Consider the following 18,955-nt stretch of genomic DNA (forward strand, 5'->3'; position numbering starts at 1 on the left):
CTGCCCCTGCCCCTGCCCCTGCCCTGTTGAGTTTTCCCGAGGCAGAAAAAAATGATCAGGAATCATTTTTAACGTCGCACAGCGACGGCCCGCAGGGGGGGCGCCATGGATGGCAGCCCCTAAAAAGCCCATTGAGCATTCGTGCCAAGGCACTGGTGTTCATTGATCCGCGCTCACGGCAACTGCTCGAGCAGGTCGAACAACTGGCCGGCGACTGCGGGCCGATCCTCATCGAAGGGGAAACCGGCACCGGCAAGGAACTGCTGGCCCGGCATATCCACCGGCTCAGCGAGCGCAACGGGCTGTTTGTTACCCTCAACTGCAGCGGCCTGAGCTCGCAACATGCCCGCGCCGAACTGTTCGGCTATGCCGCCGGAGCCTATCCTGGCAGCCTCGGTAGCCGTGCCGGCTGGTTTGGTTCGGCCAACGGCGGCACGCTCTATCTGGATGAAATCGGCGATTTGCCGCTGCCCTTGCAGGCCGATCTGCTGGCCGCCCTGCAGAGCGGGGAAATCACCCGGGTGGGCGCCCATCAGCCAACCCGCGTGCAGCTGCGTTTACTGGCCGCCACCAGCATTGATCTGACTCAGGCGGTAGCCGCCGGCAAGTTCAACGAGTCCCTCTACCACTACCTGAGCAAGGCGCGCCTGCCCCTGCCGCCACTGCGCGAGCGGGTTGGCGATATCCTGCCAATGGCCGAGTACTTCCTCGGCCTCTACGCGCAGCGCCTCAAACTGCCGCTGCCATTGATCAGCGAAAGTGCCCAGCAGCACCTGGAGGCCTACTACTGGCCCGGCAATACCCGCGAGCTGGAAAATGTCATTCACTTTGCCCTGCTGGTCAGCCAGGGCGAGTACATCCTGCCGGCGCACCTCAAGCTGAGCGCGCCCATCAGCCATCTGCCCAGCCTGCTCTACCACCTGGAGCAGTGCCAGCAGTCCGCCAGTCAGGCGCACCTGCTGGCGCTGCAGGACTGGCTGCAGCAGCGCCTCCAGCCACCGCACACGGCATCCTGCCCTGCGGGCTAGCGCCGCTGCGCCGACCACAGCGCGGCACGGCCGTGCTGCAACAGCTTGCAAACTCTCCGCCATTGAGTCGGCATGCACCCGCGCCTAGATTGGCGCATGCAGCGCAGGGCTGAACCGAACAGCGCAGCGGCAAGCATTCAGGCGGCATCCCACACAGGGGCCGCTCACTTCGACAGTGGAGAACCTTATGCGCAAGTCTGTGCACATGGCGGTACTCGGCCTGCTCCTGGCCGGTCTGGCGGGTTGCGATGTCGCCGAGCAATCGGCGCAAAAACTGGCTGAACAGGCCGAGCAAGCCGTGCGCGAGGTAGCCCGCGAAACCGTCGATGAAACCCTCAAGGAACTCAACAAGCAGGTCGACGAGGTTCAACAATCGACCCAGGAGTGGCTGGGCAAGCCCGCTGAGCAGCAGGATGCGCAACCAGCCGAAGCTCCGCGGATAGATTCTGCCGAGCATCCCGGCGAACTGCCCATCGAGAGCTGAAGCCCCTGCGGCGCGCAGCCCGCGCTCACAAGCACCCTCGCCGCTCAGCCGGGCTTGCCGGGACAGCCCGCGCGACGACTGTCGCGCAGGCCGTTCACGCACCGCGCCCGGCACCTCCCGTCACGGATAGTCGCCAGCCACGGCCCGCTCAGGCAGCCTGCCAGACACCCCGCCAAAACCGCCATCAGCAAACGCCGCTGAGGCGCTGGGCTGCTCACTCATATGCTAAATAGTTATTTAAAAGTGAAAATAAATTCTTTTTATGCTCTATGAAAACTACTTAGAGTGTCCCTCAAGCCGACAGCGGACCACCGCATCGGGCCCATGACAGGGGCTCCTTGTTACCGCTGAAGCTGGCGCACCCCGCGCCACCGGCTCGAGCCCCTTTGCAGTGCATATCACCGCACAGACCTGCATTTGGAGCATCGAGCATGAACAAGTCCACCCTGGCTCTGGCCATCAGCCTCACCACCCTGTCCTACCAGGCCAGCGCTGCCGGCTTTATCGAAGACAGCACCGCCACCCTGAGCCTGCGCAACTTCTACTTCAGCAACGACAACCGAGAGAGCCAGGACGAGGTCGGCCGCAATGCCGCGCGTAACGGCCAGCAGGAAGAATGGGGCCAGGCCTTCCAGCTCAACTACAGCTCCGGCTTCACCCAGGGCACCGTGGGCTTTGGCCTGGATGCCATCGCGCTGGTCGGCGTCCAGCTGGACTCCGGTGGCAACGGCAAGGCCGGCAGCGACCGTACACCAGGCGCCCTGTTCCCCCGTGACAGCGATGGCCGCGCGGTAGACAACTACGCCAAGGGCGGGGTGACCGGCAAGGTCCGCCTGTCCAAGACCGAAGCCCGCCTCGGTACCCTGCAGCCCAAACTGCCTGTGGTCACCTTCAACGACGGTCGCCTGTTGCCGCAGACCTTCCAGGGTGGGCAGATCACCTCCAACGAAATTGACGGCCTGACCCTGATCGCCGGCCAGCTGGAAAGCACCAAGACACGGAGTTCCAGCGACGACATCGGCCTGCGCATCGCCGGCGCGGCGCTGGTCAACGGCCAGCAGGCGGACAGCAACGCCTTCTACTTTGCCGGCGGCGACTACAAGCTGACCAAGGACCTCACCGCGCAGTATTACTACGGCAATCTGGATGACTTCTATAAACAGCACTTCCTCGGCCTGACCCACAACTGGGTCCTGCCGGTAGGCGCACTGAAAAGCGACCTGCGCTATTTCAGCAGCGCCGCCGACGGCAAGAACGCCAGTGCCGCCGGTCGCGCCGAAGGCTACCGCAGCAGCGGTTTCTGGAAAGCCGGCGACAGCCATACCGGTGAAGTGGGTAACCGCACCTGGAGTGCGCTGTTCACCTACAGCCTGAGCGGCCATGCCCTCAGCGCCGGTTATCAGCAGGTATCCGGCGACAGCGCCTTTCCCTTCCTCAACCAGGGTGATGGGGCCACCGCCTACCTGATCACCGACCGGCAGATCAGCAACTTCGCCCGCGCCGGCCAACGCACCTGGCTGGCCGAATACGGCTATGACTTCGCCAGCGCCGGCCTGCCCGGTCTGAAAGCCACAGTCACCTACCTGAACAGCGACAACATCCAGAATGCCGGCGCGGATCAACAGGAATGGGAGCGCGACTTCCGCCTGGACTACACCCTGCAGCAAGGTGCCCTCAAGGGCCTTGGTTTCTCCTGGCGCAACGCCAGCCTGCGCAGCGAAGCCACCAGCGATACCGACCAGAACCGCCTGATCGTCAGCTACAGCCTGCCGCTGCTCTGACAGAACCGCGTTATCCGTCAGCAGAGCACAACTCACTCAAGGAGCACACGCATGACCATCCGCCTCGGCGACATCGCCCCCGACTTTGAACAGGACTCCAGTGCCGGTCGCATTCGCTTCCACGAATGGCTGGGCCATAGCTGGGGGGTGCTGTTCTCCCACCCGGCCGACTTCACCCCGGTATGCACCACCGAACTGGGCTTTACCGCCAAGCTGCACGAGCAATTCGCCGAGCGCGGCGTCAAGGCCATTGCCCTGTCGGTTGACCCGGTGGATTCGCACCTGCGCTGGATCGACGACATCAACAAAACCCAGCAGACCCAGGTCAACTTCCCGATCCTCGCCGATGCCGACCGCAAGGTTTCCGGTCTGTACGACCTGATCCATCCGAACGCCAGTGACACCCTCACGGTGCGTTCGCTGTTCATCATCGACCCGCACAAGAAGGTGCGCCTGATCATTACCTACCCGGCCAGCACCGGACGCAATTTCCACGAGATCCTGCGGGTGATCGATTCGCTGCAGCTGACCGACAGCCACAAGGTCGCCACCCCGGCCAACTGGCAGGACGGTGATGAGGTGGTGATCGTGCCATCGCTCAAGGATGAAGACGAGATCAAGCAGCGCTTCCCCAAAGGCTATCGCGCCGTCAAACCCTACCTGCGCCTGACCCCGCAGCCCAACCGCTGAGGACTGAAGAGGCTGGTCGTATCCCTGGGCGGCAGCCCGAGCCTGACGTCACGCAGCCATATCCTGCTGCAGCGCGCCATACACTGGCTGCAGCAGGGCGGCGTCGAGGTCAGCAGTTTCCAGGTGCGTGACTTCAATGCCGAAGACCTGTCTGAGCACAGCCAAGTGTTTCCTGATATCAAGGTGACGCCTCGATCTGCTCCAGCCAGTGCGACAAGCTAGCCGCAGACAGCTCGCCCAGGTGGCTGGCGCGTAGTTGGCCGTGCCTATCGTAGAACAGGGTGGTCGGCAGCATCCGCGAACCGACCTGCCCACCCAACTGCCCAGCCGGATCCAACAGCACGGGCAGTGACTGCAAGCCGGCCTCCTCGATAAAACGTCTGACCACCTCAGGCGACTCCCCCTGGTTGACCAGCACAAAACGCACCTGCGACGCCGTGATATGCGCCTGTTGCAGCACCGGCATCTCGCGCCGGCAGGGCGGGCACCAACTGGCCCACAGGTTGACCACCAGGGGCTGCCCCCGGTAGTTGGCAAGTCTCTGCGGCTTACCACGCAGGTCCTGCAGGGTCAGCGCAGGCAAGGACTGAGCAGCAGCCTGCCTATCCAATAGCCAGTGCCCAGCGGCCCAACTCAGCAGCCCCACGCCCAGTCCGGCCAGCAGGGCCACACGCAGGCGTGGGGTGCGCCAAGCCATTAGCCCTGCTACGGGCAAGGCCAGGCCGATACCTGCCCAGGCAGTAAACCCACCATCACGCAGGTCGATGATTTTCCAGGGCTGCGCCGCGTACAGGCTCGCGTACTCCAGGACAAAGGCCAGACGGGCGCCCAGCAGCGCCAAGAGAAATAGCAGGAAAAGCTGCGCCTCGGGATTGCCACCCCGTTTACGCCCCAGCCACGCACCAACCAGACTCGCCAGCAGCAGGCTGGCCAACAGACACAGATGAGCCAGGCCCAGCGCCAACGGCCCGAGATTGAGGGTCAACATGCGCTCCTCCACGACAGCCCTGAGGCACCTTAACGCCTGCTGCTAGCTGACGCACAGCCATGCGTTGTTGCAACACATGAGCCGCAATGAAAACACCCCGCGCAGGCAACCTGCGCGGGGTGTCGGGTATTGCGTTACCGGGCCTGGACGGCCCGGTACGGGTGGGGCGAATTACATCATGCCGCCCATGCCACCCATGCCGCCCATGTCCGGCATGGCCGGAGCGGCCTTGTCTTCCGGAATGTCGGCAACCATGGCTTCGGTGGTGATCATCAGCGAACCGATGGAAGCCGCCGCCTGCAGCGCAGTACGGGTGACCTTGGCCGGGTCGAGGATGCCCATCTCGATCATATCGCCATAGGTATCGGTGGCGGCGTTGAAGCCGTAGTTACCCGAACCCTGCTTGACCTTGTCGACCACTACGCTCGGCTCGCCGCCGGCGTTGGAGACGATCTGGCGCAGCGGGGCCTCGACGGCACGACGCAGCAGCGCGATACCGACGTTCTGGTCTTCGTTGTCGCCTTTCAGGCCTTCGATAGCCTGCAGGGCGCGCACCAGGGCCACACCACCGCCAGGCACCACGCCTTCTTCGACGGCTGCGCGGGTAGCGTGCAGGGCGTCTTCAACGCGGGCTTTCTTCTCTTTCATCTCGACTTCTGTGGCAGCGCCGACCTTGATCACCGCAACACCACCGGCCAGCTTGGCCAGACGCTCTTGCAGTTTTTCCTTGTCGTAATCCGAAGTGGTTTCTTCAACCTGCTTACGGATCTGTGCAACGCGGGCTTCGATGTCAGCCTGAGCGCCGGCACCGTCGATGATGGTGGTGTTGTCCTTGTTCAGCACGACGCGCTTGGCGTTACCCAGGTGCTCCAGGGTGGCGCTTTCCAGCGACAGGCCGACTTCTTCGGAGATCACGGTACCGCCGGTGAGGATGGCGATGTCCTGCAGCATGGCCTTGCGACGGTCGCCGAAGCCCGGTGCCTTGACGGCAGCGACCTTGACGATGCCGCGCATGTTGTTGACCACCAGGGTAGCCAGCGCTTCGCCTTCCACGTCTTCAGCGACGATCAGCAGCGGACGGCCAGACTTGGCAACAGCTTCCAGCACCGGCAGCAGTTCGCGGATGTTGGAGATCTTCTTGTCGACCAGCAGCAGCAGCGGGCCTTCCAGCTCGGCCACCATGGTGTCCGGCTTGTTGATGAAGTACGGCGACAGGTAGCCACGGTCGAACTGCATGCCTTCGACGACGGACAGTTCGTTTTCCAGGCCCGAGCCTTCTTCAACGGTGATCACGCCTTCCTTGCCAACCTTCTCCATGGCTTCGGCAATGATGTTGCCGATGGATTCGTCGGAGTTGGCGGAAATGGTACCAACCTGGGCGATGGCCTTGGTGTCGGCGCACGGCTTGGCCAGTTCCTTGATCTGCGCGACGATGGCCGCGGTGGCCTTGTCGATGCCGCGCTTCAGGTCCATCGGGTTCATGCCGGCAGCGACCGACTTCAGGCCTTCGTTGACGATGGCCTGGGCCAGTACGGTGGCGGTGGTGGTGCCGTCACCGGCGGCGTCGTTGGCCTTGGAGGCAACGTCTTTCACCAACTGGGCGCCCATGTTCTCGAACTTGTCTTTCAGTTCGATTTCCTTGGCCACGGACACCCCGTCCTTGGTGATGGTCGGAGCACCGAAGCTCTTGTCCAGTACCACGTTACGGCCTTTCGGGCCGAGGGTGGCTTTGACGGCGTCAGCCAGGATGTTCACGCCAACCAGCATTTTCTTGCGAGCGGAATCGCCGAATTTGACTTCTTTAGCAGCCATGTTCTTGAACCTCTGTGGAATTCGTTAAATCAGCAAACGGAGTGGGAAGGCGCTTAGGCTTCCAGGACAGCGAGGATCTCGCTCTCGCCCATGACCAGCAGGTCTTCGCCATCAACCTTGATGGTGTTGCTGCCGCTGTACGGGCCGAACACCACTTTGTCACCGACCTTCACGGCCAGCGGGCGGACTTCGCCGTTGTCCAGGACTTTGCCGGTACCGACGGCGACGACTTCACCCTGGTTCGGCTTCTCGGCAGCCGAGCCCGGCAGCACGATGCCGCCAGCGGTTTTGGTCTCTTCTTCGCTGCGACGGATTACGACGCGGTCATGCAGAGGACGAAGCTTCATTGTCGATCTCTCCTTGGAGGTTGTTGCTACGGCCGATGCGTGCATCGGCGGGTTAGTAAATACCGGCGCTGCCGGTGGCGACGGGCTACACCCATCGCCGGAATCAACCTTGCCAGGTGATCAGCCACCTGGCGGTGACAGCTAGATGCGGGCGGGGAAATACATTTCAAGGGCCCGGCAGAAAAAAATCACGAATCGCGGCGCTGGTATTCGCCCTCGATGACCTGCGGACGCTGCGCCGAAGCATCCCGCGCGCCGGCCAGGTCATCGGCGAAGGCACGCTGCCGGGCCGCCTGTTCCTGTTGCTGACGCTGCAAGCGGCCCAGTAGCAGATGGCGGCTAAATGGCAGCACGCAGAGCAGCCCGAAGAGGTCACTGATGAAACCCGGCAACAGCAGGAGCAGTCCGCCCAGCGCCAGCAACAGGCCATCGAACATTTCCCGCTCCGGCAACTCACCACGTGCCAGGCGCTCGCGGGCACGCCAGGCCGTGGCCAGACCGGCTACCCGCAACAACAGGATGCCCAGCACGGCGCTGAGGATAATCAAACCGAGGGTCGGCAATACGCCAATGGCACTGCCCACCTGAATCAACAGCGCCAGTTCCAGCACCGGCAGCAGCAACAACATGAACAGCGCACTTCGCATCGAGAATGTTCCCTTGTGGTCTGCGCATTACATGAGGGCGCGACTGGCCAATATCAAGCAAGCAACCGACAGCCGGCATCACGCGGCACCAACAACCGCAGGAACACTACGGGATTCCGTCAAGGGCATTTCTCGGGCATGCTTGCGCACCTGACGCTCACCTAGCCCGTGCCTTGCCCAGAAGCCGCTCCAGCGGACACCGACAAGGCTGAAACCAATGCTGTACTCGGGGGATTACCACATGCAACTGCAAGACAAAGTCATCATCATCACCGGCGGCTGCCAGGGTCTGGGGCGCGCCATGGGGGAATACCTGGCGGCTAAGGGTGCCAAACTGGCGCTGGTCGACCTCAACCAGGAAAAACTGGACGAAGCCGTGGCTGCCTGCAAGGCCGCCGGTGGTGATGCCCGTGCCTACCTGTGCAACGTCGCCAACGAAGAGCAGGTGACCCACATGGTTGCCCAGGTTGCTGCCGACTTCGGCGCCATCCACGGCCTGGTCAATAACGCCGGTATCCTGCGCGACGGCCTGACCATCAAGGTCAAGGACGGTGAAATCAGCAAGATGAGCCTGGCCCAGTGGCAGTCGGTGATCGACGTCAACCTGACCGGCGTGTTCCTCTGCACCCGCGAAGTGGCGGCGAAGATGATCGAACTCAAGAACACCGGCGCGATCATCAACATTTCCTCGATCTCCCGCGCCGGCAACATGGGCCAGGCCAACTACTCCGCGGCCAAGGCCGGCGTAGCGGCCGACACCGTGGTCTGGGCCAAGGAGCTGGCACGCTACGGTATCCGCGTCGCCGGTGTGGCTCCGGGCTTCATCGAAACCGAGATGACCGGCAGCATGAAGCCGGAAGCCCTGGAAAAAATGACCGCTGGCATCCCGCTGCGCCGCATGGGCAAGCCGGCCGAGATCGCCCACTCGGTGGCCTACATTCTGGAAAACGACTACTACACCGGTCGCGTACTGGAACTGGATGGCGGCCTGCGTCTGTAACCGCGCCCTGCCCCGCCAGCACAAGCCCGCCGATCCGGCGGGCTTGTGCGTTAAGGCCAGCACTCAGCGCAGTTCACTGACCGCCAGGCGCAGCCCCAGGGCAATCAGCACGCCGCCCATCAGCCGGTCGAACCAGTGCCCCAGCCGGGCAAAACCGGCGCGCACCCGAGCCTGGCCAAACAGGCCCGCCACCAGACAGAACCACAAGGCCGTGGCTAACGCCAGGTACAGCCCATAGCCAGCCTGCACCGACAGCGGCGTCTGCGGGTTGATCACCACCGTGAACAGCGAGAGAAAAAACAACGTGGCCTTGGGGTTCAGACCATTGGTCACCAGCCCGGCGACAAACGCCCCACGCGCGGAACGCCCGGCGGACTGGGGCATCTCCGGCAAGGCCGCCGGACGGGCGCGCAGCGCCTTGTAGCCGATATAGATCAGATAGCCGGCCGCCAGCCACTTGAGCACATTGAACAGCCACACCGACTGGGCGACCAGCAGACCAATCCCCAACAGCGAATAGCCAACATGCACGAAGATGCCGCAACCCACGCCCAGCGCGCACAGGGTTCCGGCGCGCCGCCCGTGAGCCACGCTTTCACGCACCACCACCGCAAAGTCCGGCCCGGGACTGGCCACCGCCAGCAGATGCACCAAGGCCACGGTGGCAAATTCTGTCCAATACATGCATCCGACTCCTGACCCGCCACACAATGAGCGGCTACTGTATGCCCTCCTATCCGATGCGCAAAGGTACAGTCCATGCAAAACAGCCTGCAGGCGGTCTTTCTCGACCACGCTTCGCTGGATCGCGGCGATCTCGATATCACGCCGCTGCAGCAGGCCTTTCAGCGTCTCGACCTGTATCCGCAGAGCAGCCCGGCACAGGTCATTACCCGCCTGCAGGGTGCCCAGGTGGCCATCATCAACAAGGTGGTGGTGGATGAGGCCATCATGGCGGCCTGCCCGCAGCTGCGTCTGATCCTCCTGGCGGCCACCGGCAGCAACAATGTCGACCTGGCCGCCGCACGGGCACGCGGCATTGCCGTGTGCAATTGCCAGGGCTACGGCACCGCCTCGGTGGCCCAGCACAGCCTGATGCTGCTGCTTGCCCTGGCGGCACGCCTGCCCGACTACCAGCGTGCGGTGGCCGACGGCGCCTGGCAGCGCGCCGAACAGTTCTGCCTGCTCGATTACCCCATGGTCGAACTGGCCGGCAAGACCCTGGGCATCCTCGGCTACGGCGAACTGGGCCAGGCCATGGCGCGCCTGGCCGAGGCGCTGGGCATGCGCGTACTGCTTGGGCAGTTGCCCGGTCGTCCGGCCAGCCCCCGCCACCTGCCGCTGGAACGGCTGCTGCCGCAGGTCGACGCGCTGAGCCTGCATTGCCCGCTAACCGCCCAGACCCGCCATCTGCTCGGTGCCGCCGAACTGGCCCGCCTCAAGCCGGGGGCTCTGCTGATCAACACCGCCCGCGGCGGACTGATCGACGAACAGGCGCTGGCCGACGCGCTGCGCCGCGGTCATCTCGGCGGCGCCGCTTGCGACGTGCTCAGCGAGGAACCGCCCCGCCAGGGCAACCCACTGCTGGCCGGTGATATCCCGCGGCTGATCATCACCCCGCACAATGCCTGGGGCAGCCGTGAGGCACGCCAGCGCATCGTCACCCAGCTGCAGGAAAATGCCCTGGCCTGGCAGCAGGGTCAGCCTTGCCGGCTGATCAACTGATAAACTGCGCGGCTTTTCAGGAGGCCCCATGGATCCGCGAAGTGAAGTACTGCTGCGCCAGGTTGACTACCTGCAAGGCCCGCTGCTGCTGGCCGGGCTGCCTGCCGACGAACTGCTCGGGCAACTCGCGCAGGCCCACGGCTGGAGCTGGCATGCCGGACAACAGCAGTGGCTGGAGCAGCACTACCCAGGCCGCTGCAGCTTCGCCACCACGCCTCCGGCCATGACCTGGCAGAGCGCAGTCCTGTTCCTGCCCAAGGCGCGCGACCTGGCCGACTACCTGCTCGACTGCCTGGCGGCCAGCCTGCCACATGGCGGGCAACTGCTGGTCGTCGGTGAAAAGCGCGGCGGCATCGAACGCATCGGCAAGCGCCTGCTCGCCTACGGCCAACCGCGCAAGCCGGACAGTGCCCGGCACTGCCAGTTGTGGCTGGTCGAGATTACCCAGGCACCAGCCATGCCGGTACTCGACGACCTGGCCGAGCCGTTTACCCTGGATATCGACGGCGCACCGCTGCAGGTGATCAGCCTGCCCGGTGTGTTCAGTCACGGGCGTCTGGACCGTGGTACGGCTCTGCTGCTGGAGCACCTGCACCAGCTGCCCGCTGGACATCTGCTGGACTTCGGCTGTGGCGCGGGGATTCTCGGCGCCTGCCTGAAACGGCGCTATCCCGACAGCCGGGTGACGCTGCTCGACGTCGACGCCTTTGCCCTGGCCAGCAGCCGGCTGACCCTGGCGGCCAACAACCTGCAGGCCGAACTGATTGCCGGCGACGGCATTCATGCCGCGCCACGCGAGCTGGCCGCCATCATCAGCAATCCGCCCTTTCACCTCGGCGTGCACACCCATTACCAGGCCAGTGAGACGCTGCTCCGCGAAGCCCGCCAGCACTTGCGGCCTGGCGGCGAGCTACGCCTGGTGGCCAACAGCTTCCTGCGCTATCCGCCGCTGATCGAGAGCCACCTGGGGCCCTGCCAGACGCTCGCCGAGGCCGACGGCTTCCGCATCTACCGCGCCTGTCGCCCTTGAACTTGCCTGGCCGCCCGCACTGCGGCACAATCGCCGCCGTCCTAGGGGAGTAGTCTCCCGCAGCACGGCACAGGTGCCCGCTGCAGGGCCTGCGTCAACATACTTGGCCAACCGGCCATGGCGCAGGCGACACCGTGCCGCAATGGCCCGCACGGGTTTGACAAGACCTATGACACGCACATCCGGCCCGGGGCGGGCGGATGCGACGTGTCATAGCCGATTGTCACCCGCCCCTGGAAAATCCCATGCTCGAATCCCTGTTGATCCCCACTGCCATCGTTGCCCTCGCGGAAATCGGCGACAAGACCCAGTTGCTGGCCCTGCTGCTCGCCGCGCGCTTTCGCCAGCCCTGGCCGATCATCTGGGGCATCGTGGTCGCCACCCTGGCCAACCACTTTGCCGCCGGCGCCCTGGGCAACTGGGTAGCCAGCCTGTTCAGTGCCGCCACCCTGGCCTGGGTGCTGGCTGCCTGCTTCGCCGCCGTGGCGCTGTGGACACTGATCCCGGACAAACTGGATGACGAGGACAGCCCGGCACTCAACCGCTACGGCCCGTTCCTGACCACGCTGGTGGCGTTCTTCCTCGCCGAAATGGGCGACAAGACCCAGGTCGCCACGGTGATGCTGGCTGCCCAGTACCCGCACTTCGTCCTGGTGGTACTGGGCACGACACTCGGCATGCTGTTGGCCAACGTACCGGTAGTGCTGGCCGGCAACTTTGCGGCCGAACGCCTGCCCCTGGCGCTGATTCGCCGCCTGGCTGCCTGCGCCTTCGCCGGACTGGCAATGTACGCCGGTTGGCAGGCCTGGCAACTGGGTTGATGCAGATCACAGGCGTAGCGTGACAGGATTGGCGAGAGCGCCGCTGCTGGTAAAGTAGCGGCGGTTTTCCCGCAAAGGATGCAGTGCCATGTCAGTGGATGATCTGAAACGTCGTGTGCGCCAGCACATCGACCTCACCTGGAATCGTGGGCGCCTGGCCCTTGCCGAGCAACTACAGAGTCGCGACTTTCTCTACAAAAGCTCATTCGTCGGCCATCCGCTGGACAGTCGAGGCTATTGCGAGCTGATCGCGCGCATCCGCGAAGGCATGCCCGGCCTGGAGGTCATCGTCGAGGAATGCATCGGCGAGGGCCGCAAGGTGGTGACCTGGAGCACACTGATCGGCAGCATCGACCGCCCGACCTTGGGCTATCCGGTGAGTGATCGCATCATCAGCATCTCAGCCATGGCCTTCTGGTCATTCAACAGCCTCGGCGAGATCGAGGAAATCTGCACCATGTTCGACATGGAAAGCTTCCGCGCCCAGCTCGGCCTGAACAGTCGGCCCTACGCGGAAAAAGCCCTGCCCTGACGACGACCGGCGTGTACCGGCCGTCGTCGGTGAACTCAGCGGCGACCGCTGGCCTGCTGGTAGAACGGCATGACCTTGGGGATCGCCGCTTGCAGCGAAGCAATCCGCGATTGCGACGACGGGTGGGTGCTCATGAACTCCGGCGGCGCGCCCCCTCCGGCCTTGCTCATCTTCTGCCACAGGCTGATGGCCGCCTGCGGGTTGTAGCCCGCCCGTGCCGCCAGCTCCAGACCAATCAGGTCGGCCTCATTCTCATTACCGCGGCTATTGGGCAGCGTCATCAGGTACTCGACACCCATGTTGGCCATCTGCAGGCTGCCGGCATCCACGCCAAATGCCGACCCCAGCTGGGTAGCCATCTGCACGCCATACGCCCGAGACATCGCCTCACGGCCATGCTCACGCAAGGCATGGGCAATTTCATGGCCCATCACCGCGGCAATCTCGTCATCGGTCAGCTGCAACTGGGTAATCAGCCCGCTAAAAAACATGATCTTGCCACCTGGACCACAGTTGGCATTGAGGTCATCACTCTTGATCAGGCTGACCTGCCAGTCCCACTGCGCAGCATCCGCGCGAAACAGCGGAGCCTGGGCAATCAGCCGTTTGGCAATCTGCTGCAAGCGCTTGGCATCTGCACTACTGGTGTCGAGCTTGCCCTGCTGCTGCGCCTTGCCCACCAGATCCTGATAAGACTGCGCATACATCTGGTTGACCTCATCGGTCGACAGCATGCTGAACATGTATTGCTTGCGTTCGACGCCCAGGGCGCCGCCACTGGTGGTATTGACTGCCTGGCATCCCGCCAGGGCCAGCGACAGGCCAAGGGTGGCCAGTTTGAACAGCTGGGTCATGCTGCACTCTCCTTCATGAATCTGCCCTCTATGCTAGTGGTGCGGCCTGGCGATGCAAAGCGCCACATTCCCGCCGCGCTGAACAAGCTGCAAAAAACGACTACGCTTTAGCGAAGGCCGGCCGATAAGCCATGGACAGGCCAACCTTGAGACACGCGGAGCCGCCATGAAATTCAAATCCATTCAGTTTTCCGTGGCCGCCATGGCCGGTGCGAGCATTCTCGCGGTAGTCGCTGCCCTGGTGCTGTATGCCGTACATGCCAGCCAGCGCAGTGAAGAGCTGGTCGCCCAGCGCACCCAGGCGCTGCTTGAGCAGGCGATAGAGCAACGCCTGGCCGCCATGGCCAAGGCTCAGGTCCTGCAAATTCAGCGCGAACTGGAAACCCCGCTGCAGATAACCGCTGATCTGGCGCGGCTCAACGCACAATTAGGCCTGCAGGACGCCAACGGCAGCCCGCTGCTGTCAATCAGCCGCGAGGAGCTGTCCGCGCTGGTTCGCGCCACTACCGAACAGAACCCCAAGCTGCTGGGCACCTACATCGGCTGGGAAGCCAATGCCTTCGATGCCAGCGACGACCTGTATGCCGGAGAGACCGGCAACGGTTATGACGGCAGCGGTCGTTTCCTGCCCTGGTGGTATCGCAATGCCGACGGCAGCCTGGGTGTGGACGCCCTAGGCACCATGGAAAGCGAGACCTTGCTGCCGACCGGCGTGCGCGAAGGTGAATACTACCTGTGCGCGAAAGAGCGCAAGCGCTCCTGCGTGATCGACCCGGCGCCCTACGAGGTAGGCGGCAAGACCACCATGCTGGCCTCCTTCACCACACCGATCCTGGTCAACGGCCAATTCATGGGCATCGCCGGTGCCGATCTGGCAGTGGACTTCATCCAGGATCTGCTACGCCAGGCCGACCAGCAGCTCTACGAGGGTGCCGGCGAGATGATCCTGATCGCCAACAACCAGCGCCTGGTCGCCTCTACCCGGGCTAGCGATAAACTGGGCAATCCGGCCAGCGACCTGCTCGACAGCAACGAACTGGAAAACCTGCGTAACCTGCAGCCCGGCAGCATCAAATACGACATCGACCACCAGGCCAATCCGGCTGACAGCCATATCGAGCTGCTGCTGAGCTTCACCATCGGTGATACCGCCAGCCAATGGACGCTACTCCTGCAAATGCCCTTGGCCACCGTAATGGCCGAACTGGACACCCTGCGCAACGCCCTCGATGAGCAACAGCGCAGCGACGCGCTGAACATGACGCTGGTTGGCCTGCTGATTGCCGCAGGTGGCTTGCTGGCCGTGTGGCTGACCGGCTATGGCATCGCCAAGCCACTGCGCGAAATGGTTGCCATGCTGGACGACATCGCCCAGGGCGAAGGCGACTTGACCCGCCGCCTGGATGTCGACCGAGTCGATGAACTGGGCGCCATCGCCAAGGGCTTCAACACCTTCCTGAGCAAACTGCAAAGCATGATCAGCCAGGTAGTCGGCTCGGTGCAGAAGGTCAGCGACTCCTCGGAACACACCGCCGACATTGCCATCCGCACCAATCAGGGCGTGCAGAAGCAGCTCGCGGAAATCGAACTGGTCGCCACCGCCGTGCATGAAATGACCGCCACCGCCCAGGATGTGGCACGCAATGCCACCCACGCAGCGGAAGCCGCCAACCATGCCGACAGCGCGGCCAACCAGGGGCGCGAAATCGTCCACAGCACATCACGCGCCATCAGCACCCTGGCAGAAGAAATCGGCCGCGCCGTGGGCGTGGTACAGAACCTGGCCAAGGACAGCGAGAACATCAACGCCATTCTGGTAGCCATTCGCGGCATCGCCGAGCAAACCAACCTGCTGGCGCTCAACGCCGCCATTGAGGCAGCACGCGCGGGTGAACAGGGCCGTGGTTTTGCAGTAGTCGCCGATGAAGTACGCAACCTGGCGCAGAAAACCCAACAGGCCACCGAGGAAATCCAGAGCATGATCCAGCAACTGCAGCACGGCACCCGTGAAGTGGTGCGGGTGATGCAGGACAGCCAGGAAAAAACCGACGACAGCGTTCGCCATGCCAACGAAGCCGCCGAGGCGCTGGTCTCCATTACCCAGGCCGTCTCGGTGATCAATGACATGAACACACAGATCGCCAGTGCCGCAGAACAGCAGAGTGCCGTGGCCGAGGATATCAATCGCAATGTCACCAACATCGGCAATGTTGCCCACGAGGTTGCCGGCGGCGCCGATGAGGCCTCAGCAGCAAGCGCCGAACTGACCAAGCTGGCCGAGCAGCAGCGCCGCCTGATCAACCAGTTCCGCGTCTGATCAGGCCGACGTCAGACATTCCGGCGCATCCAGCGCCGGATTGTTGACCAGATTGCTCAAGGCGCGCTCGCGCAACACGGGACCACGGGCCTGCAGCACGGTCTGCAGGGTGTCAGGTGTGCTTTGCCCATCCAGCCAGGCCACACAGCCCGCCTCGTCAAGCAATAACGGGCGGCGCTGTCCAGCCTGCTCGCGGGTCACCATGGCCACGCTCAGATAGATCCGTTCCCCCACCGGGTAGGCTTCCCACAGCGCCGCCATGAACAGCAGGCCCTGCTCGCTGCCCAGCCAATAGGGACGCCGCCGCACACCACGCCACTCAAAGAAACCATTGGCCGGCAACAGCCCGCGACGACAGCGAAAAGCCTCACGGAACATCGGCTGACTGGCCAGGCTTTCGCTGCGCGCATGGGCGGGGGTCTTCGACAGATCGGTCAGCCAGGCCGGAGTCAGCCCCCAGCGTGCCAGATCAACCCGGCGCTGGCCCTGCTCCTCGCGCAGCAACAGCACCTGCGCGCCAGGCGCCAGGTTCCAGTGCGGCGCCAGGTCGCCAGGAAAACCCGGCAAGCCCGCCAACTGCGCCGACCAGCGAAACAGGGCAAAACGTCCACTCATGCACAGCTCCACCGGCACGTTCCAAGAGCCCGCCATTGTACGCAGGCCACGACGCCCGGCGTATAATGGCGCCCGCGCTTTCGCACTACCTGACACGAGACTCCAATGGCCGCTTTCGACGCCATTCGCCCCTATTCCGATGCCGAGGTCGCTGCCGTTCTGCAGCGCCTGCTAGCCGACCCCGCTTTTCAGGACATCCTGGCACGTTACCGCTTCCCCCGCCTGGCCAAGCCGCTGGGTTGGCTGTTACGGCCGATTCTGGCGTACTACCTACGCCGCGAACTGGCCGGAGTCGATACCGTGGCCGCCCTGCAGAGCAAGATCGAGCCCTATGTCGATCGCAGCATCGTCCGCGGCACCGATGGCGTGACCTTCAGCGGTACCGAGCATCTACGCCCTGGCGAGCCCCACCTGCTGATAGCCAACCATCGCGACATTGTCATGGACCCGGCCTATGTGAACTACGCCATGTACCATGCCGGCCTGGCCACGCCACGCATTGCGATTGGCGACAACCTGCTGCAAAAGCCCTTCGTCAGTGACCTGATGCGCCTGAACAAGAGCTTCACCGTACACCGCTCGCTGAGCGGGCGCCGGGAAAAGCTGGCCGCCTTCCAGTTGCTGTCTGCCTACATCAACCACTCGATCCGCAGCGATGGCGAGTCGGTGTGGATCGCCCAGGCCGAGGGCCGTGCCAAGGACGGCGACGACCGTACCGACTCGGCGATCCTCAAGATGTTCCACATGAGTCGCAAGGACGAGCCCTTCGCCGAGGTGATCCGCTCGCTACGCCTGACCCCGGTATCGATCAGCTACGAATACGACCCCTGCGACCTGGCCAAGGCGCGTGAGCTGCAAATTCGCGCCAGCACCGGCAGCTATGACAAGGCGCCCGGGGAAGACGACCTGAGCATCGCCCAGGGCATTACCGGCTACAAGGGACGCGTGCATGTGCACTTCGGTGCGGCGATCGAGCAGGGTTTCGAGGATGCCCGCCAACTGGCCGCCCTGCTGGATCAGCAGATCATCGGCGGTTACCGGCTGTTCCCCGTGCACTATCTGGCCTATGCGCAATGGCAGACGCGCGACACCACACTGGCCGTACCCGAGGCCGCCAGCCTGTTCAGCCCGAGCGAGCTACGCAACGCCGAACAGTACTGGCAACAGCGCATAGCCGCCTGCCCGGCCGAACAACGCCCCTACCTGATCCTGCAGTACGCCCGCCCGGTACAGAACCAATACCGTATCCGCGCCGGCCTGCCGCTGTAACCGCCGCCGAGATAAACAAAAAAGCCGCCATTCCCCCACGGGATGGCGGCTTTTTTGCGCCGACAGTCTTACTGCCCGGAAAGAAGCTGGCCGATGGTCGGGTCCTTGAAGGCGCGCGTCAACGCATCACTGAGCACATCACTAACCAGTTGACTGTTGGTTTCCGCATTGGGCGCATAACCAAAACGCTGGTTGAGGGTCGCGCCATAGCGACCGCTGTAGCGACGATTGCTGTTTTGCACATCGACACGGAAACTCGCGGTGATATTCGCCTCGGTTACATAGCTGCCTTCCTTGGGCGACTGGTACTTCAGTTCAGCCAGGGTCAGGGTCAGCTGCGGAACGTTGTAGCCACTGCCGCCCGGTACAAAGCCCAGCAGACGTACGGCGGCATCGGCTTCGGCCTGTAGACGCGGCAACATGCGCTGACCATCAACGCTGATGGTGCTGGTTTCCGGATAGAGGCCGCCGCGCGTACCCAATACCGGCGAAGGGCGTCCATCGACCACACGAACCTGTACAGGCTGCCCCTGACCAACCGCCACCAGGCTGCCCTGTAGGCGAGGTTGCGGATTAAGGTGTTGCGGGCTTAGGGCACAGCCACCCAGCAGCAGGCTGCCGGCGGCCAGCAGGCCAATCAGGACGGACTTGGACATGGCAAGGTTCTCCAACGGGTCTGAAAAGACAGGGCGGCAGTATACCAGCGCGCTACCGGTACGCACGGTTAGCTTGGAGCCTAGCGCGCGCGCTGCAGTTCCCCGGACGTCATACGCCGGTCATGATCCACTGCGATAAAGAAGGCCAGACACTCACAAGGAGTTGGCCCGGATGCGCTCACTGCTCAACTGGCGCCCAGCGCGCGCCACACTGAACCATTACGCCTGGATCGATCAGCAAGGTATTTGTCGGGCACTACGACAAAGCCGTGTGCAGCCATCGGGACAGGGCTGGCAACCTGTCAGCTACAGTTGCCCCAGCTGGCTGGGCCGCCCCCTACCGGAAGCGGCCCGCCAAA

Annotated in this window: 19 protein-coding genes, 2 pseudogenes and 1 riboswitch; of the genes and pseudogenes, 13 read left to right on the top strand and 8 right to left on the bottom strand. The window is 63.6% G+C overall.

Annotated elements, in window-relative coordinates; all coding sequences use genetic code 11:
- Positions 1-131 precede the first annotated feature (131 nt).
- The 5 genes and pseudogenes from CW360_RS05820 to CW360_RS17045 all read left to right on the top strand — a co-directional run.
- On the top strand, positions 132-1,028 hold the full coding sequence (locus CW360_RS05820; RefSeq protein WP_245874677.1) for a sigma 54-interacting transcriptional regulator: 897 nt from the start codon (positions 132-134) through the stop codon (positions 1,026-1,028).
- A 187-nt stretch (positions 1,029-1,215) separates the two neighbouring features.
- Positions 1,216-1,512, top strand: coding sequence for a hypothetical protein (locus CW360_RS05825; protein ID WP_170307363.1), 297 nt, complete (start codon positions 1,216-1,218; stop codon positions 1,510-1,512).
- Between the two features lie 431 nt (positions 1,513-1,943).
- On the top strand, positions 1,944-3,293 hold the full coding sequence (locus CW360_RS05830; protein ID WP_101193061.1) for an OprD family porin: 1,350 nt from the start codon (positions 1,944-1,946) through the stop codon (positions 3,291-3,293).
- 51 nt (positions 3,294-3,344) lie between these two features.
- Positions 3,345-3,983, top strand: a complete 639-nt coding sequence (locus tag CW360_RS05835) for a peroxiredoxin (protein ID WP_101193062.1) — start codon at positions 3,345-3,347, stop codon at positions 3,981-3,983.
- A 12-nt stretch (positions 3,984-3,995) separates the two neighbouring features.
- Positions 3,996-4,133, top strand: a pseudogene (locus CW360_RS17045) (NADPH-dependent FMN reductase); the annotation flags it as partial.
- A 28-nt stretch (positions 4,134-4,161) separates the two neighbouring features.
- On the opposite strand, the gene CW360_RS05845 reads toward CW360_RS17045, so the two are convergent.
- The 4 genes from CW360_RS05845 to CW360_RS05860 form a co-directional block, all read right to left on the bottom strand.
- The gene (locus CW360_RS05845) at positions 4,162-4,971 is read right to left on the bottom strand and encodes a TlpA family protein disulfide reductase (protein WP_101193063.1); all 810 of its coding nucleotides are present in this window, start codon (positions 4,969-4,971) and stop codon (positions 4,162-4,164) included.
- A 171-nt stretch (positions 4,972-5,142) separates the two neighbouring features.
- The gene (gene groL / locus CW360_RS05850; protein WP_093986042.1) at positions 5,143-6,783 is read right to left on the bottom strand and encodes a chaperonin GroEL; all 1,641 of its coding nucleotides are present in this window, start codon (positions 6,781-6,783) and stop codon (positions 5,143-5,145) included.
- A gap of 53 nt (positions 6,784-6,836) precedes the next feature.
- Positions 6,837-7,130 (bottom strand): co-chaperone GroES, encoded by a 294-nt coding sequence (locus CW360_RS05855; RefSeq protein ID WP_093986041.1) that lies wholly within the window; start codon positions 7,128-7,130, stop codon positions 6,837-6,839.
- A gap of 188 nt (positions 7,131-7,318) precedes the next feature.
- Positions 7,319-7,777 (bottom strand): FxsA family protein, encoded by a 459-nt coding sequence (locus CW360_RS05860; RefSeq protein WP_093986040.1) that lies wholly within the window; start codon positions 7,775-7,777, stop codon positions 7,319-7,321.
- Positions 7,778-8,018: 241 nt separating this feature from the next.
- Between CW360_RS05860 and CW360_RS05865 the strand changes: the two genes are divergently transcribed.
- On the top strand, positions 8,019-8,777 hold the full coding sequence (locus CW360_RS05865) for an SDR family oxidoreductase (RefSeq protein ID WP_093986055.1): 759 nt from the start codon (positions 8,019-8,021) through the stop codon (positions 8,775-8,777).
- Positions 8,778-8,840: 63 nt separating this feature from the next.
- Here the strand turns inward: CW360_RS05865 and CW360_RS05870 are convergent, their stop codons facing one another.
- Positions 8,841-9,461 carry a LysE family transporter gene (locus tag CW360_RS05870; protein WP_093986039.1) on the bottom strand — a complete coding sequence of 207 codons (621 nt, stop codon included), beginning with the start codon at positions 9,459-9,461 and terminating at the stop codon, positions 8,841-8,843.
- A gap of 75 nt (positions 9,462-9,536) precedes the next feature.
- Here CW360_RS05870 and CW360_RS05875 point away from each other — a divergent pair, with 75 nt between their 5' ends.
- The 4 genes from CW360_RS05875 to CW360_RS05890 all read left to right on the top strand — a co-directional run bounded on the left by CW360_RS05875 (position 9,537) and on the right by CW360_RS05890 (position 12,885).
- The gene (locus CW360_RS05875) at positions 9,537-10,502 is read left to right on the top strand and encodes a 2-hydroxyacid dehydrogenase (RefSeq protein ID WP_093986038.1); all 966 of its coding nucleotides are present in this window, start codon (positions 9,537-9,539) and stop codon (positions 10,500-10,502) included.
- Between the two features lie 28 nt (positions 10,503-10,530).
- Positions 10,531-11,532, top strand: coding sequence for a methyltransferase (locus tag CW360_RS05880; protein ID WP_101193064.1), 1,002 nt, complete (start codon positions 10,531-10,533; stop codon positions 11,530-11,532).
- A 32-nt stretch (positions 11,533-11,564) separates the two neighbouring features.
- A riboswitch (yybP-ykoY riboswitch) is annotated at positions 11,565-11,691 on the top strand.
- 86 nt (positions 11,692-11,777) lie between these two features.
- Positions 11,778-12,353 carry a TMEM165/GDT1 family protein gene (locus tag CW360_RS05885; protein WP_093986036.1) on the top strand — a complete coding sequence of 192 codons (576 nt, stop codon included), beginning with the start codon at positions 11,778-11,780 and terminating at the stop codon, positions 12,351-12,353.
- 88 nt (positions 12,354-12,441) lie between these two features.
- Positions 12,442-12,885 (top strand): ester cyclase, encoded by a 444-nt coding sequence (locus CW360_RS05890; RefSeq protein ID WP_093986035.1) that lies wholly within the window; start codon positions 12,442-12,444, stop codon positions 12,883-12,885.
- A gap of 35 nt (positions 12,886-12,920) precedes the next feature.
- Here the strand turns inward: CW360_RS05890 and CW360_RS05895 are convergent, their stop codons facing one another.
- Positions 12,921-13,739 (bottom strand): M48 family metallopeptidase, encoded by an 819-nt coding sequence (locus tag CW360_RS05895; protein WP_101193065.1) that lies wholly within the window; start codon positions 13,737-13,739, stop codon positions 12,921-12,923.
- Between the two features lie 1,258 nt (positions 13,740-14,997).
- Here CW360_RS05895 and CW360_RS17265 point away from each other — a divergent pair.
- Both CW360_RS17265 and CW360_RS17270 read left to right on the top strand, forming a co-directional pair.
- A pseudogene (locus CW360_RS17265) lies at positions 14,998-15,198 on the top strand (HAMP domain-containing protein); the annotation flags it as partial.
- Positions 15,199-15,213: 15 nt separating this feature from the next.
- Positions 15,214-16,056 carry a methyl-accepting chemotaxis protein gene (locus tag CW360_RS17270; protein WP_371870499.1) on the top strand — a complete coding sequence of 281 codons (843 nt, stop codon included), beginning with the start codon at positions 15,214-15,216 and terminating at the stop codon, positions 16,054-16,056.
- Here CW360_RS17270 and CW360_RS05905 read toward each other — a convergent pair whose 3' ends face one another.
- On the bottom strand, positions 16,057-16,671 hold the full coding sequence (locus CW360_RS05905; protein ID WP_101193066.1) for an SOS response-associated peptidase: 615 nt from the start codon (positions 16,669-16,671) through the stop codon (positions 16,057-16,059).
- Between the two features lie 105 nt (positions 16,672-16,776).
- Here CW360_RS05905 and CW360_RS05910 point away from each other — a divergent pair, with 105 nt between their 5' ends.
- The gene (locus CW360_RS05910) at positions 16,777-17,940 is read left to right on the top strand and encodes a 1-acyl-sn-glycerol-3-phosphate acyltransferase (protein WP_101193067.1); all 1,164 of its coding nucleotides are present in this window, start codon (positions 16,777-16,779) and stop codon (positions 17,938-17,940) included.
- 68 nt (positions 17,941-18,008) lie between these two features.
- On the opposite strand, the gene CW360_RS05915 is transcribed toward CW360_RS05910, so the two are convergent.
- Entirely contained in the window at positions 18,009-18,596 is a 588-nt protein-coding gene (locus CW360_RS05915) for a YajG family lipoprotein (protein WP_101193068.1), read from the bottom strand.
- Between the last annotated feature and the right edge of the window lie 359 nt (positions 18,597-18,955).

The organism is Pseudomonas fluvialis (genome assembly GCF_002835605.1).
Lineage (GTDB): Bacteria > Pseudomonadota > Gammaproteobacteria > Pseudomonadales > Pseudomonadaceae > Aquipseudomonas > Aquipseudomonas fluvialis.

Coding starts and splice junctions, on each gene's coding strand:
- CW360_RS05825 (WP_170307363.1), top strand. CDS start 1,216: ATGCGCAAGTCTGTGCACATGGCGGTACTCGGCCTGCTCCTGGCCGGT.
- CW360_RS05830 (WP_101193061.1), top strand. CDS start 1,944: ATGAACAAGTCCACCCTGGCTCTGGCCATCAGCCTCACCACCCTGTCC.
- CW360_RS05835 (WP_101193062.1), top strand. CDS start 3,345: ATGACCATCCGCCTCGGCGACATCGCCCCCGACTTTGAACAGGACTCC.
- CW360_RS05845 (WP_101193063.1), bottom strand. CDS start 4,971: ATGTTGACCCTCAATCTCGGGCCGTTGGCGCTGGGCCTGGCTCATCTG.
- groL (WP_093986042.1), bottom strand. CDS start 6,783: ATGGCTGCTAAAGAAGTCAAATTCGGCGATTCCGCTCGCAAGAAAATG.
- CW360_RS05855 (WP_093986041.1), bottom strand. CDS start 7,130: ATGAAGCTTCGTCCTCTGCATGACCGCGTCGTAATCCGTCGCAGCGAA.
- CW360_RS05860 (WP_093986040.1), bottom strand. CDS start 7,777: ATGCGAAGTGCGCTGTTCATGTTGTTGCTGCTGCCGGTGCTGGAACTG.
- CW360_RS05865 (WP_093986055.1), top strand. CDS start 8,019: ATGCAACTGCAAGACAAAGTCATCATCATCACCGGCGGCTGCCAGGGT.
- CW360_RS05870 (WP_093986039.1), bottom strand. CDS start 9,461: ATGTATTGGACAGAATTTGCCACCGTGGCCTTGGTGCATCTGCTGGCG.
- CW360_RS05875 (WP_093986038.1), top strand. CDS start 9,537: ATGCAAAACAGCCTGCAGGCGGTCTTTCTCGACCACGCTTCGCTGGAT.
- CW360_RS05880 (WP_101193064.1), top strand. CDS start 10,531: ATGGATCCGCGAAGTGAAGTACTGCTGCGCCAGGTTGACTACCTGCAA.
- CW360_RS05885 (WP_093986036.1), top strand. CDS start 11,778: ATGCTCGAATCCCTGTTGATCCCCACTGCCATCGTTGCCCTCGCGGAA.
- CW360_RS05890 (WP_093986035.1), top strand. CDS start 12,442: ATGTCAGTGGATGATCTGAAACGTCGTGTGCGCCAGCACATCGACCTC.
- CW360_RS05895 (WP_101193065.1), bottom strand. CDS start 13,739: ATGACCCAGCTGTTCAAACTGGCCACCCTTGGCCTGTCGCTGGCCCTG.
- CW360_RS17270 (WP_371870499.1), top strand. CDS start 15,214: ATGATCAGCCAGGTAGTCGGCTCGGTGCAGAAGGTCAGCGACTCCTCG.
- CW360_RS05905 (WP_101193066.1), bottom strand. CDS start 16,671: ATGAGTGGACGTTTTGCCCTGTTTCGCTGGTCGGCGCAGTTGGCGGGC.
- CW360_RS05910 (WP_101193067.1), top strand. CDS start 16,777: ATGGCCGCTTTCGACGCCATTCGCCCCTATTCCGATGCCGAGGTCGCT.
- CW360_RS05915 (WP_101193068.1), bottom strand. CDS start 18,596: ATGTCCAAGTCCGTCCTGATTGGCCTGCTGGCCGCCGGCAGCCTGCTG.